Annotated in this window: 11 protein-coding genes; 5 read left to right on the top strand and 6 right to left on the bottom strand. The window is 70.9% G+C overall.

The window, feature by feature from the left end; genetic code table 11:
* Positions 1-4 precede the first annotated feature (4 nt).
* Positions 5-1,240, top strand: a complete 1,236-nt coding sequence (locus NUT86_RS28300) for an acetate kinase (RefSeq protein WP_266444680.1) — start codon at positions 5-7, stop codon at positions 1,238-1,240.
* Between the two features lie 60 nt (positions 1,241-1,300).
* Complete coding sequence (gene pyk, locus NUT86_RS28295) at positions 1,301-2,728, top strand: pyruvate kinase (RefSeq protein ID WP_018087334.1); 1,428 nt, start codon at positions 1,301-1,303, stop codon at positions 2,726-2,728.
* 96 nt (positions 2,729-2,824) lie between these two features.
* Here pyk and NUT86_RS28290 read toward each other — a convergent pair whose 3' ends face one another.
* From NUT86_RS28290 to NUT86_RS28275, 4 genes are all read right to left on the bottom strand, one after another.
* Positions 2,825-4,096 (bottom strand): hypothetical protein, encoded by a 1,272-nt coding sequence (locus tag NUT86_RS28290; protein ID WP_274738206.1) that lies wholly within the window; start codon positions 4,094-4,096, stop codon positions 2,825-2,827.
* Complete coding sequence (locus NUT86_RS28285) at positions 4,086-4,652, bottom strand: DUF6114 domain-containing protein (RefSeq protein ID WP_018087336.1); 567 nt, start codon at positions 4,650-4,652, stop codon at positions 4,086-4,088. Before NUT86_RS28285 ends, NUT86_RS28290 begins: the two co-directional genes overlap by 11 nt.
* A gap of 129 nt (positions 4,653-4,781) precedes the next feature.
* Positions 4,782-5,399: a DUF6230 family protein gene (locus NUT86_RS28280; RefSeq protein WP_018087337.1), complete on the bottom strand. Its 618-nt coding sequence runs from the start codon at positions 5,397-5,399 to the stop codon at positions 4,782-4,784.
* 610 nt (positions 5,400-6,009) lie between these two features.
* Positions 6,010-6,981 carry a tetratricopeptide repeat protein gene (locus NUT86_RS28275; RefSeq protein WP_026169230.1) on the bottom strand — a complete coding sequence of 324 codons (972 nt, stop codon included), beginning with the start codon at positions 6,979-6,981 and terminating at the stop codon, positions 6,010-6,012.
* A 407-nt stretch (positions 6,982-7,388) separates the two neighbouring features.
* Between NUT86_RS28275 and NUT86_RS28270 the strand changes: the two genes are divergently transcribed.
* Positions 7,389-8,033, top strand: coding sequence for a TetR/AcrR family transcriptional regulator (locus NUT86_RS28270; protein WP_167540512.1), 645 nt, complete (start codon positions 7,389-7,391; stop codon positions 8,031-8,033).
* Between the two features lie 51 nt (positions 8,034-8,084).
* Here the strand turns inward: NUT86_RS28270 and NUT86_RS28265 are convergent, their stop codons facing one another.
* Positions 8,085-9,089: a GDP-mannose 4,6-dehydratase gene (locus NUT86_RS28265; protein WP_159486133.1), complete on the bottom strand. Its 1,005-nt coding sequence runs from the start codon at positions 9,087-9,089 to the stop codon at positions 8,085-8,087.
* Complete coding sequence (locus tag NUT86_RS28260) at positions 9,086-10,249, bottom strand: UDP-N-acetylglucosamine--N-acetylmuramyl-(pentapeptide) pyrophosphoryl-undecaprenol N-acetylglucosamine transferase (RefSeq protein WP_026169232.1); 1,164 nt, start codon at positions 10,247-10,249, stop codon at positions 9,086-9,088. The genes NUT86_RS28265 and NUT86_RS28260 overlap by 4 nt, the downstream gene beginning before the upstream one ends.
* A gap of 57 nt (positions 10,250-10,306) precedes the next feature.
* On the opposite strand from NUT86_RS28260, the gene NUT86_RS28255 reads away from it, so the two are divergent.
* Together NUT86_RS28255 and NUT86_RS28250 are read left to right on the top strand one after the other, a co-directional pair.
* The gene (locus NUT86_RS28255) at positions 10,307-11,029 is read left to right on the top strand and encodes a response regulator transcription factor (protein ID WP_274738201.1); all 723 of its coding nucleotides are present in this window, start codon (positions 10,307-10,309) and stop codon (positions 11,027-11,029) included.
* Positions 11,026-12,423, top strand: coding sequence for a sensor histidine kinase (locus NUT86_RS28250; RefSeq protein ID WP_159486137.1), 1,398 nt, complete (start codon positions 11,026-11,028; stop codon positions 12,421-12,423). Before NUT86_RS28255 ends, NUT86_RS28250 begins: the two co-directional genes overlap by 4 nt.
* Positions 12,424-12,441 lie beyond the last annotated feature (18 nt).

Below are 12,441 nucleotides of genomic sequence, written 5' to 3'. Positions count from 1 at the left end.
CTACATGACTGCCACTGCCACCCGCGTTCTCGTCCTCAACTCCGGCTCCTCGTCGGTGAAGTACCAGCTGCTCGACATGAAGCCGGATTCGGCCGGCGGCTCCGCCGCGGGCACCCGTCTCGCCGTGGGACTGGTCGAGCGGATCGGCGAGGAGACCTCGCGCCTGGCCCACACCCCGCTGGCCACCGGCGGCGACAAGCGGGAGACCGAAGGCCCGATAGCCGACCACGAGGCCGCGCTGAAGGCCGTCGCCGCGGAGCTGTCCGCCGACGGTCTCGGCCTCGACTCCCCGCAGCTGGCCGCGATCGGGCACCGGGTGGTGCACGGCGGGCTGAAGTTCACCGCACCGACCGTGATCGACGACGCGGTGCTCAAGGAGATCGAGCGGCTGGTGCCGGTCGCCCCGCTGCACAACCCGGCGAACATCACCGGCATCAGGACCGCCCAGGCCCTGCGCCCCGACCTGCCGCAGGTCGCGGTCTTCGACACCGCCTTCCACACCACGATGCCGGAGCACGCGGCCCGCTACGCCATCGACGTGGCGACCGCCGACGCCCACCGCATCCGCCGCTACGGCTTCCACGGCACCTCGCACGCGTATGTCTCCCGCAAGACCGCCGAGCTGCTGGGCAAGGACCCCTCCGAGGTCAATGTCATCGTGCTCCACCTGGGCAACGGCGCCTCCGCCTCGGCGGTGGCCGGCGGCCGCTGTGTGGACACCTCGATGGGGCTCACCCCGCTGGAGGGCCTGGTCATGGGCACCCGCTCCGGCGACATCGACCCGGCGGTGACCTTCCACCTCAAGCGGGTCGCGGGGATGTCGGAGGACGACGTCGATGTGCTGCTCAACAAGAAGAGCGGTCTGGTCGGGCTGTGCGGCGACAACGACATGCGGGAGATCCGGCGCCGGATCGACGAGGGTGACGAGCGCGCCCGGCTCGCCTTCGACATCTACATCCACCGGCTGAAGAAGTACATCGGGGCCTACACCGCGGTGCTCGGCCGGGTCGACGCGGTGGCGTTCACCGCGGGCGTCGGGGAGAACGCCGCCCCGGTGCGCGCGGCCGCCGTCGCCGGCCTGGAGGAGATGGGTCTGGCCGTGGACGCCGACCTCAACGCCGTGCGGTCCGGCGAGCCCCGGCTGATCTCGCCCGAGTACGCCCGGGTCGCGGTCGCCGTCGTACCGACCGACGAGGAACTGGAGATTGCCCAGCAGACATACGCCCTGGTCAACGCCTAGACATTGGTGTTTCCACCTACCGGAATATTCCGCTCTGAAACAAACCGATAGGATTCCGCCATGCGCCGTTCCAAAATCGTCTGCACCCTGGGCCCCGCCGTCGACTCCTACGACCAGCTGAAGACGCTGATCGAGGCCGGTATGAACGTGGCCCGTTTCAATATGAGCCACGGGACCCAGCCGGAGCACGAGGAGCGGTACCACCGCCTCCGCAAGGCCTCCGAGGAGACCGGCCGCGCCGTCGGTGTGCTGGCCGACCTCCAGGGCCCCAAGATCCGCCTGGAGACCTTCGCCGACGGCCCCGTGGAGCTGGTGCGGGGCGACGAGTTCGTCATCACCACCGAGGACGTCCCCGGTGACCGGACCATCTGCGGGACGACCTACAAGGGTCTGCCCGGCGATGTGTCCAAGGGCGACCCGGTCCTGATCAACGACGGCAATGTCGCCCTCCAGGTCGTCGAGGTCGACGGCCCGCGCGTGCGGACCATCGTCATCGAGGGCGGGGTCATCTCCGACCACAAGGGCATCAACCTGCCCGGCGCCGCGGTGAACGTCCCCGCGCTGTCCGGGAAGGACATCGAGGACCTCAAGTTCGCCCTGCGGATGGGCTGCGACATGGTCGCGCTGTCCTTCGTGCGGGACGCCAAGGACGTCCAGGACGTGCACCGCGTCATGGACGAGGTGGGCCGCCGGGTCCCGGTCATCGCCAAGGTCGAGAAGCCGCAGGCGGTCGCCAACATGCAGGAGGTCGTGATGGCCTTCGACGCCGTCATGGTCGCCCGTGGTGACCTGGCGGTGGAGTACCCGCTGGAGAAGGTCCCGATGGTGCAGAAGCGCCTGGTGGAGCTGTGCCGCAGGAACGCCAAGCCGGTGATCGTCGCGACCCAGATGATGGAGTCGATGATCACCAACTCCCGCCCGACCCGCGCCGAGGCGTCCGACGTCGCCAACGCCATCCTCGACGGCGCCGACGCGGTCATGCTCTCCGCCGAGTCGTCGGTGGGCCAGTACCCGATCGAGACCGTCAAGACGATGTCGAAGATCGTCGAGGCGGCCGAGGAGGAGCTGCTCTCCAAGGGCCTGCAGCCGCTGGTGCCCGGCAAGAAGCCGCGGACGCAGGGCGGTGCGGTGGCCCGTGCGGCCTGCGAGATGGCCGACTTCCTCAACGGCAAGGCGCTGGTGGCCTTCACCAAGTCCGGTGACACCGCCCGCCGGCTCTCCCGCTACCGCGCGGCCCAGCCGATCCTGGCCTTCACCACCGAGGCGTCCACCCGCAACCAGCTCACGCTGAGCTGGGGCGTCGACGCCTTCATCGTGCCGCACGCCGACAACACCGACGCGATGGTCGACCTGGTCGACGCCGAGCTGCTCAAGCTCAAGCGCTACAGCAAGGGCGACACCATGCTCATCACCGCCGGTTCGCCCCCCGGCGTCCCCGGCACCACCAACATGGTCCGGGTGCACCACCTCGGCGGCGAGCAGGTCTGACGCACCGGCGCACGAAAAGGCGGTGGGCCGCCCCTGTGGGGGTGGCCCACCGCCTTTTCTGCGGCTCCCGAACGGGCCGGTGGCCCGGGGCATTCCTCAGGTCATGAACTGGTGCAGACCCGGGACGTGGAGGTTGCCGCCGAACTGGCCCGCCTGGTCGATCTTCACCTTGGTGAAGTAGGCGAACGGGACATTGAGCGGCGGCGGGTGCTCGGGGTCGAAGACGATCGGGATCAACCCGAAGAGGTTGCCCTGCAGCCGCTCGGTGTACATCGTCACCTTGCCGCCGCGGATCGTGGACGTGGACCCCTGGGACGCCTGTACGTGGTACTTCTTGCCGGACGCCCGGTCGTCGACGGTCTGGTGCAGATCACCGATGTCGACGCTGTCCGCGGTGAACTTCAGGGCCTGCTTGGTGTGGCCGTTCTGGGTTTTGACATTGACGACGCCCTCGTAGTTCAGACCGCGCAGGGTGAGCGCGCTGGACTCCAGGTGCCAGGGGTCGTCGGGCAGGGTGACGGGCGTCTGCTCGTCCTCGCCCTTCTGCTTGTTCTCGACGACGCAGGGGTACGCCTTCTTGCCGTCGGCGTCCTTGCCGTCGACGCCACCGCCGGGCAGGGCGTTGTCCGCCGCGCCCACCGCGCCGTGGACGGTGTCGTTGACCGTCTTCGACCCGTTCTTGACGGTGTCACCGGCCTTGTCGGCGCCGTCCTTGAGGCCGTCGACGGTGTCCGTGACCGGCTTCGTGGCCTTGTCGGCCGCGGAGCCGGCGTCCTTCGACGCGGACGCCGAGGGGCTCGGGGAGGCCGTCCCGGACGCGGAGGGGCTCGGCGAGGCGGCCGCCTCCTCGTCCTTGTCGTCCCCGCCCAGGAGACCGCCGAGCGCATCACCGATGCCGCCCAGCAGGCCCCCGTCGTCCTCCTTCTCCTCGGAGGGAGACGGCGACGGGGTCGCGGAGCCCGAGGGCTCGTCGGTCTCCCCGGAGCCGGACGGTTCGGGCTCGGGCGTCTTGTCCGTGTCCTTGCCGGCCGAGGGGGAGGGCGAGGCGGAGGGCTCGTCCGACGGCTTGGCGTCGTCCTTCCCGTCCTTCGCGCCGTCCTTGGACGCGCCGTCCTTCTGCTCCACCTTGTCCGGAGCAGTGACGCACGGGCCGTCCTTGAAGGGGCTCTTGGGCGCCGGCTTGGCTATCGCCATCTGGGGCGTCAGCCCCATCCCCATGAGCACGGCGGACGGCATGGCGGCGATGGCTATCGCCTTGCCCGCGGGCACATGGAACCGAGTCAGCAGCGGCTTCTTGGGCGCCGCGTGCCTCGGCCCGGTTCTCGCCCCGGTAGCTGCGCTCTCCTCGTGCAGCTCATCACCCGGCACGGTGCCTCCTGTTGGTTCCGTTGGTCGGGCTCGTTCCTGACAGGTCGTCCAGTCCATTGCCCGACCCGGGACCGGCGGCAGGCGCCGGGTGCGTGGCGACCACCGGTCCGGCGACCGTGTGACGGGCCGGCTCCTCGGTGTCGTTCCCGCCCTGAGAGGTCCTGCCCGGCGCCCAGGAGACACCGAGCGCACCGCCGATCAGCCCCAGAAGGAAGCCGATCAGGAAGGCGCCGAAGTTCGAGACGACCAGGGAGACCAGGGAGAGCAGAATCGCCGCCACACCCGCGAAGACACGCGAGGCGGGCTGGAACCACATGGTCAGACCGAGCACGACCAGCAGTACGCCGATGATCAGCGAGCCGGCGCCGGCGGTGGTCGCCATGCGGACGGTCAGGGAACCGATCGTGAGATTCGCGTAAGGGATGTACATGATCGGGATGCCGGCCAGCAGAGTCAGCAATCCGCCCCAGAACGGGCGGTGTCCGCGCCACTCCCGGAACGAAATCCGCTTCCGGCCGATGGTCTCGATCAGCCGTGGTCGCGTTTCGGCGCTCATGTCGTACAGCTCCTCGGGACTGGCAAATCGGTGGTTCTGTGCTGGGTGTCCTACTGAGCGCTACCCGCGTACGGGCACGGGGAACGGCAACTGCCGTACAGCTCGCCCCGCGCCCGCACGCCTAGTGCGTCAGAAGCACTCGCTCTTGCCCTTGGCGACGCTCATCTTGAGGCCGCTGAGCTTGAACGTGCCGGCCGTCGTGGCCCAGGCAGTCTGCTTGACGTGGGTCAGCGTGGCCGAGTCGGCCTGCTGGGCGAACGAGCCCGGGTCGGCCTTGTCGCCCTTGTGCATGCCCGGACCCTTGGTCGTCGAGCCTGCAGCAACACCGATGTCGATGTTGTTGAAGGTCGCGTCCGCGTCCAGCTGGTCGAGGTCGATGTAGAGGTTCTTCGCCTCGACAGGCGTGGCACCGCCACCGGCCGACAGCTTCATCGACACATCGCCGAAGACCGGGACCGGAACAACTACCGACTGGCACAGGTTCTTGATCTTGGCGTTCGAGAACCCCGAGACCGCCACCGGGACCTGCTTGCCGCCCTTCTGGGCGTCAATGGCTCCGTACTGAACAAAGCCGGTGCCGTCCAGACGGTCCGTAGTGACCTTGAACTGCTGACCGGACACACTGAACGATGCCGCGAGCGCACCCTGCGAAAGGGCGACGCCGATCGCGGCGGTCGCCGCGACGCTGGGCACCATGACGACGGCGAACCGCTTCCATCTGGTCCCGCCACGAGCCAGGGACTCCATGACTTTCCTCCTTCTCGGACGTACATCTCCGGTACCGGCCGCCCGAGTTGGGAGCGGTACCTGGGATGGGAGAAGTGCTACGTCCTCGGGAAGGAGAGCGCCTGTTCTCGGAGGCACATCGTGTTCCGAATACCGGCGATCACCCCCGAGCGACAACCACTGGCCACGCTCTCGCGCAACCTCCTGGACAGGCCCTGCCGGGTGGGGCAGAGACCCCCCTGTCCACGGCCGGCGCCACTGCCGCCGACCACTCGGTGGGGACCCAAGTGCCCCGCCGCACCGACCGGATGCCGGGCTGCGGGAATGGACCGAGCGTGGCCGATCGTGGTCCATTCACGGCCGCCGCACAAGGGGCTCGTTACTTGCGGGTAACGGCCCGATAAACACGCCACGACACGGCGAAATCAACTGGACACACACCGTCGCCGTTAACAGCGAGGGGACATGAGGCAATTGCGGACACAGTGCCGCAAGAGGGTCGCCAAGACTTACTTGAAGTAACAGCGGCCACGTTTACCAAGTTTTGGTAAAACGTGGCCGCTGCTCCGTTTGTTTGGTCAACTCGCGGAGGCCGTACTGGTCAGAAGCGGGCGAGTCAGAAGACAGCGGGTCAGAACAGCACCCGGGCAAGCGCCGTACGGGCCGCCGTCACCCGCGGATCGTCCGCGCCGATGACCTCGAAGAGCTCCAGCAGCCGCACCCGCGCGGCCTCCCGGTCGTCCCCCGCGGTCCGCTTCACCGCGTCGACCAGCCGCCCGAAGGCGTCCTCGACATGGCCGCCGACCAGGTCGAGGTCCGCGGCCCGGATCTGCGCCGGCACATCGGCCGGGTTCTCCGCGGCCTCCTTGCGCACCGCCTGCGGATCCAGGTCCTGCACCCGGCGCAGGAGTTCGGCCTGCGCCAGACCGAGCTTGGCCTCCGGGTTGCCGGGGTCGTCGGAGAGCACGTTCTTGTAGGCCTGGACGGCACCGCCCAGGTCGCCGGAGTCCAGCGCCTGGTTCGCGGCCTCCAGCAGGGCGTCATAGGGACCGGCCGGAACCTCGGCCTCGGCCTCCGCCGGCTCGCCCGCGGCCTGCGGGTCGACGGGCGCCCCCACGATGCCGAACTGCTGCTCGGCGGCCTGCACCAGCTGGTCGAGCACATCGCGGATCTGCGACTCGGGGGCCGCGCCCTGGAACAGCGGGATCGGCTGGCCCGCCACCACCGCGAAGACCGCCGGGATGCCCTGCACCCCGAACTGCTGGAAGAGCATCTGGTTGGCATCGACGTCGATCTTGGCCAGCACGAACTTGCCGGCGTACTCCCCCGCGAGACGCTCCAGCAGCGGACCGAGCTGCTTGCACGGCTCGCACCACTCGGCCCAGAAGTCGATGACAACCGGAACCTCGGTGGAGCGCTGCAGGACGTCCTGCTGGAACCCCGCCTCGTCGACGTCGAACACCAGGCGGGCACCGCTCGTCGGCGCCCGGCCCGTACGGGCGGCCTCGGCGCGTGCCTGCTCCGCCTTCTGCTTCGCTTCCCCGGCCGCCTTCACCGCTGCGAGGTCGACGACTCCACTCATGGACATATTGCGTGGCTGCATGGGTCCATCCTCCCCCCTGGGCGGCCCGTTCCGAAAAGCGATCCGGAAAGCGGTGCGGTCGGCGATCTGATCGGTACTGCGGTCGGTGGTGCGGAAGGCGGCTCCGGCGGCGCAACCGGGCCTTTCGCCGGGCACCGCACCCCGTCCGCACACCCCGCCGGAATGCCGGTGTACGTCCGGGACCGCTGCCCCTCCGGTCCCGAGGAGGACCGTCGTTCGGCCCCGAGGAGGGCCGTCGTGCGCGGCCATGGGTCCCCACCCACGGCCAGTGGTTATCGCTCTTACGCTACGACCCGTAGCGTAACTCCCCGCCACCCCCGCGCAACCACCAGTTCCGGCCCCACGCCGAGTGATCTCCCTCACGGAGGGCGCCGTCCGGCCTCGTACTGGCCGGTATGGTCGCCCGCATGCACCACTCCGCCAGCCCCCGCAAGGGCCGCACGGGCCGCCCCCGCAGCGCCGAGACCGACCAGGCGATCCTCTGCGCGACCCGTGCGGCGCTCGTCGACCTGGGCTGGGGGCGGCTCACCATGAGCGATGTGGCGGCCCGCGCCGGCGTGGCCAAGACGACGCTCTACCGCCGCTGGGCCAACAAGAACGAGCTCGTCGTGGACGCCGTGGCGGTCCTTTTCGACGAGCTCGAACTCCCCGACCGGGGCTCTTTGCGGTCCGACATCGAGGGCGTGGTGCTGCAGTTCGGCGCACTGCTGGCCCGGCCGGAGACCAAGACGGCGCTGATGGCCGTGGTCGCCGAGTCCACCACCGACGAAGCGCTGCGCGAGCGGATCCGCTCGGCGATCGTCGACCGCCAGAAGCGGCTGGTCCTGCTCGGCCGTTCGCGCGCCCAGACCCGCGGCGAACTGCCCCCGGACACCCCCGGCGAGGAGGGCGAACGGGCGGCCACCCGCAACATGGACCTGATCTTCGATGTGATCGCCGGTGCGATCGTGCACCGCACCCTGGTCAGCGGCGAGCCCGTGGACGCCGCGTGGGGGCGCGACTTCACGGCCCTCTTCCTCACCGGTCTGGGCGGTCTGGGCGAGCACGACTGAGGCCGGGCGCCCCGCCGCGGTGCGGCGGCGGACACCCGGCCCCGGTGCCGGTCAGACCTGGTAGCGGTCCACCGCGAAGAGGTGCAGGTGCTCCGCCACCCACTCCGACGTCCGCTTCAGGCCCTGCTCCAGCGAGACCTCCGGCCGCCACGAAGCCCACTCGCGCGCCCGGGAGTTGTCCGACAGCAGCCGCTCGACCTCGCTGCCGGCCGGCCGCAGCCGCTCGGCGTCCACCACCACCTCGGCCTCCCGGCCCGACGCCGCGATCAGCGCCTCGGCGAGCGCACCGATCGCGATCTCCCGGCCGGTGCCGAGATTGACGACCTCGCCCAGCGCCCGGTCGCAGTCGGCCATCGCCAGGAACCCGGCCGCGGTGTCCGTGACATAGGTGAAGTCGCGGGTCGGGGTGAGCGAGCCGAGCTTGATCTGCCGGGCGCCGGCGTGGAGTTGGGCCAATATCGTGGGGATCACGGCCCGCGCAGACTGCCGCGGCCCGTAGGTGTTGAACGGCCGCACCACGGTCACCGGCAGCCCGAAGGCGTGCCGGTGGGACAGCGCCATCATGTCCGCGCCGATCTTCGAGGCGGAGTACGGCGACTGCGGCTGCAGCGGGTGGTCCTCGCCGATCGGCGCGGTCAGCGCCGTCCCGTAGACCTCGCTGGTGGACGTGTGCACCAGCCGGCGCACCGCATGGCGCCGACAGGCCTCCGCGACGTTCTCCGTCCCCACCACGTTCGTCTGCACATACGCGCCCGGGGAGTCGTAGCTGTACGGAATGCCGATCAGCGCGGCCAGATGGAAGACGGTGTCGCAGTCCGCGACCGCGTCCATCACCCGGCCCGCGTCCCGGACATCGCCCGCGATCATCTCGACCGGACCGCCCGGCACGAGATAGCGCGCCAGATTTCCCTTTTCGGCGTACGGCTTGTAATGGACGAACGCGCGCACCTCGGCGCCGGCCTCCACCAGCATGTCGACCAGGGTCGAGCCGATGAACCCCTCGGCCCCGGTCACCAGGACCTTGCGGCCCGTCCACTGCTGCGTCGTGCTGTTCATGCTGTCTCCTTCAGGGTGAGGGGGTGTGCGGTCTGCGGGTGGCCGGCCAGCGCCAGCACCTTGGCGGCCAGCAGGTCGGCGGCCTGCGCATGGGTGCCGGGGTCGGCGGCCGCGCCCATCGCGGCGAGCCGGCCGGGATCGTCGAGAAGCGGGGTGACCAGCGCGTCCAGCCGCTCGTCCGAGGTCTCCGGGTCGGGCAGCAGCAGCGCCGCCCCCGCGTCGGAGAGCACCCGCGCGTTATGGGTCTGGTGGTCGCCCGGCGCATGCGGATACGGGACGAGGACGGCCGGCATCCCGATCGTGGCCAGCTCCGCCACGGTCGCCGAACCGGCCCGGCACACCACGAGATCGGCGGCGGCATAGGCCAGATCCATCCGGTCGAGGTACGGGACGGCCTCGGCGACCGCGTCCCCGCCGTTGGCCGCCAGCCGGGCCCGGGTCTCCTCCAGGGCCGTGGGCCCGGTCTTGATCAGCAGCCGGAGATCCGTACGCGACCGGTAGCGGCCGGCCAGCCCGACCGCCGCCTCGGTCAGCCGGGCCGCGCCCAGGCTCCCGCCGTTGAACAGCAGCAGCCGCGCGTCGTCCGGGACGCCGAACGCCTGGCGGGCGGTGGGCCGCAGCCCCTGGCGGTCCAGTTGGGCCAGCGGGCCGACCAGCGGCATCCCGACCGTCTCGGCCCGTTCGCCGCCCGCCAGATGCTCCCGGCTGCGGTCGAAGGCGAGGGCGAGATGCGGGGTGAGCCGGGCCGCGAACTTGTTGGCCCGGCCGGGCACCGCGTTGGACTCATGGATCAGGCTCGGCAGCCCGGCCAGCCGCGCCCCGACGATCACCGGGGCGCTCGGATAGCCGCCCATACCGACCGCGACCTGGGCGTTCTGTTCCTTGAGGAGCGCCCGGCACTGGCCGCCCGAGCGCAGCAGCGCGGCCGGCAGCAGATAGCGTCGGGCGCCGAGTGCGGGATCGAAGGGGATCATGTCAACGGTGTGCAGCCGGTATCCGGCCTGCGGGATCAGCCGCGTCTCCAGTCCGCGTTCGGTCCCGACGAAGGAGATCACCGCCTCGGGCACGGCCCGGCGGAGCGCGTCGGCAAGAGCGAGACCGGGATAGATATGGCCGCCGGTGCCGCCCGCACCGATCACGACAGAGAGTGGTGTGCGCATGGCCGCCACGCTCGCGATGTGCCCTAAGAAGCTTCTAAGAGAGGTGTTTGGCAGCCTATGTCCATGCCGCCCACCCCCGGGAACACCCCAGCCCCCAAGATCCTCGTCGTCGACGACGAACCGGAGGTGCGTGCCGCCGTCGAGGACGGCCTCGCCGTGGAGGGCTATGCGGTGCGCGGCGCCGCCGACGGCCTGGCCGCCCTCTCGGAGGTCGCCGCCTGGCAGCCGGACGTCCTCGTCCTGGACGTGCTGATGCCCGTCCTGGACGGTCTGGCCGTCTGCCGCCGGCTGCGCGCCCTGGACGACCGCACCCCGATCCTCGTCCTGACCGCGCTGGACTCGGTCAGCGAGCGGGTCGACGGGCTGGACGCCGGCGCCGACGACTACCTCGTCAAACCCTTCGCCCTGGACGAACTGGTCGCCCGGGTCCGGGCCCTGCTGCGGCGGGTCTCGGCCACGACCGTGGAGGACACCCAGCTCTCCTTCGGCGATCTGGTCGTCGACCCGCTGACCCGCACCGGCCACCGGGCGGGCCGTCCCCTGGAGTTCAGCCGCACCGAATGGGCGCTGCTGGAGCTGCTGTTGCTGCACCCCGGGCAGGTGCTGCCGCGCGAGGTGATCCTGGAGCGCGTCTGGGGCCGCGACTTCGGCCCGGACTCCAACTCCCTGGCCGTGTACATCGGTTATCTGCGCCGCAAACTGGAGGCGGGCGGCGAGTCCCGTCTCGTCCACACCGTGCACGGGGTCGGCTACCGCCTGGACCACGCGGAGGGCACATGACCGGCACCCGTGGCCTGGGAGCCCGCTGGCGGCGCCGCCGCCCGCTGCGCGCCCGGCTGGCGCTCGCGGCCTCCGCCGCGGTGGCGCTGGTGGCGGTCGGTGTCTGCGCCGCGGCGTTCACCATCATCGACTACCAGATGACCCGTCAGCTGAAGCTGACCCTGACCCAGACGGCCACCCAGATGATCCGGGACCGCCACGACTGGGGCCCGACGCCCAGTGACACCCTCTGCCAGTACCCGGCCTCGTCCTGTGTCCAGATCGTGCCGTCCGACCCCGCCAAGGATCCGCGCAAGCCGTATGTGCTGCGCGTCTCCGACGCCACCCGGCAGGTCGCCGACGGCCGGCGCGCGGCGTTCTACGAGAGGCGGGAAGTGGCTGGCCGGCCGGTCCTGATGCTCACCACCCGCCTGGGGGAGAAGGACGAGGCGGTCCAGGTCGCCCAGCGCTCCGACACCGTCGACCGGGGCGTGGAACAGGCCGCCTGGGCGCTGGCCGCGGTCGGCGGCGCCGGCGTCCTGCTGGCCGCCGCACTGGGCTACTGGGTGTCCCGTACGGGCCTGGCCCCGGTCGCCCGGCTCACCGCCACCGCGGAGCGCATCGCCGCCACCCGCGACGCCCGCCACCGCATCGAACTCCCCGCGGGCCCGGCCGCCCGGGAGGACGAGATCACCCGGCTCGCCACCAGCTTCAACACCATGCTCGGCGAACTGGAGCAGTCCGTCACCGCCCAGCGCCGGCTGGTCGCCGACGCCTCCCACGAGCTGCGCACCCCGCTGACCGCGCTCCGCACCAACGCCGAACTCCTGGCCCGCGCCGACCGTTTGACCGACGCCCAGCGCGACCGTGCCTCGGCCGCCCTGGGCCGCCAGCTGCGCGAGGTCACCACCCTCGTCAACGATCTGATCGAACTCGCCCGCGACGAGGAACCCCAGCCGCTGGTCGAGCAGGTGCGCCCGGCCGCCCTCCTGGAGCATGCCGTGGGCGCGGCCCGGGAGCACTGGCCGGAGCTCACCTTCACCGCCGCCATCGACCCCGCCGCGGCGGACACCGTGATCCCCGGAGTACCGGCCCGGCTCGCCCGACTGCTGTCCAACCTGCTCGACAACGCCGCGAAGTTCTCCCCGCCGGGCGATCCGGTCGAGACCGGTCTCTCCTGCACAGCGGGCGCGTTGGAGCTGTCCGTACGCGACCACGGCCCCGGTATCGAGGCCGGTGATCTGCCCCATGTCTTCGACCGCTTCTACCGGGCGAAGGCGGCCCGTGCCCTGCCCGGCTCCGGTCTGGGCCTGGCGATGGCCCGCCAGATCGCCCGCGCCCACAACGCCGACCTCACCGCCGAGCAGGCACCGGGGGGCGGGGCGCTCTTCCGGCTGCGGATTCCGCTGCCGTAGCCCGGCCGGCGGGCTGCG

It is taken from the genome of Streptomyces sp. G7(2002) (assembly GCF_028870195.1).
Taxonomy (GTDB): domain Bacteria; phylum Actinomycetota; class Actinomycetes; order Streptomycetales; family Streptomycetaceae; genus Streptomyces; species Streptomyces nigrescens.
This window is presented reverse-complemented; position numbering and strand designations above follow the sequence as displayed.

What these genes read in the sequence shown, in the direction of transcription:
- NUT86_RS28300 (WP_266444680.1), top strand. Translation starts at nt 5, where the DNA reads ATGACTGCCACTGCCACCCGCGTTCTCGTCCTCAACTCCGGCTCCTCG.
- pyk (WP_018087334.1), top strand. Translation starts at nt 1,301, where the DNA reads ATGCGCCGTTCCAAAATCGTCTGCACCCTGGGCCCCGCCGTCGACTCC.
- NUT86_RS28285 (WP_018087336.1), bottom strand. Translation starts at nt 4,652, where the DNA reads ATGAGCGCCGAAACGCGACCACGGCTGATCGAGACCATCGGCCGGAAG.
- NUT86_RS28280 (WP_018087337.1), bottom strand. Translation starts at nt 5,399, where the DNA reads ATGGAGTCCCTGGCTCGTGGCGGGACCAGATGGAAGCGGTTCGCCGTC.
- NUT86_RS28275 (WP_026169230.1), bottom strand. Translation starts at nt 6,981, where the DNA reads ATGCAGCCACGCAATATGTCCATGAGTGGAGTCGTCGACCTCGCAGCG.
- NUT86_RS28270 (WP_167540512.1), top strand. Translation starts at nt 7,389, where the DNA reads ATGCACCACTCCGCCAGCCCCCGCAAGGGCCGCACGGGCCGCCCCCGC.
- NUT86_RS28265 (WP_159486133.1), bottom strand. Translation starts at nt 9,089, where the DNA reads ATGAACAGCACGACGCAGCAGTGGACGGGCCGCAAGGTCCTGGTGACC.
- NUT86_RS28260 (WP_026169232.1), bottom strand. Translation starts at nt 10,249, where the DNA reads ATGCGCACACCACTCTCTGTCGTGATCGGTGCGGGCGGCACCGGCGGC.
- NUT86_RS28255 (WP_274738201.1), top strand. Translation starts at nt 10,307, where the DNA reads ATGTCCATGCCGCCCACCCCCGGGAACACCCCAGCCCCCAAGATCCTC.
- NUT86_RS28250 (WP_159486137.1), top strand. Translation starts at nt 11,026, where the DNA reads ATGACCGGCACCCGTGGCCTGGGAGCCCGCTGGCGGCGCCGCCGCCCG.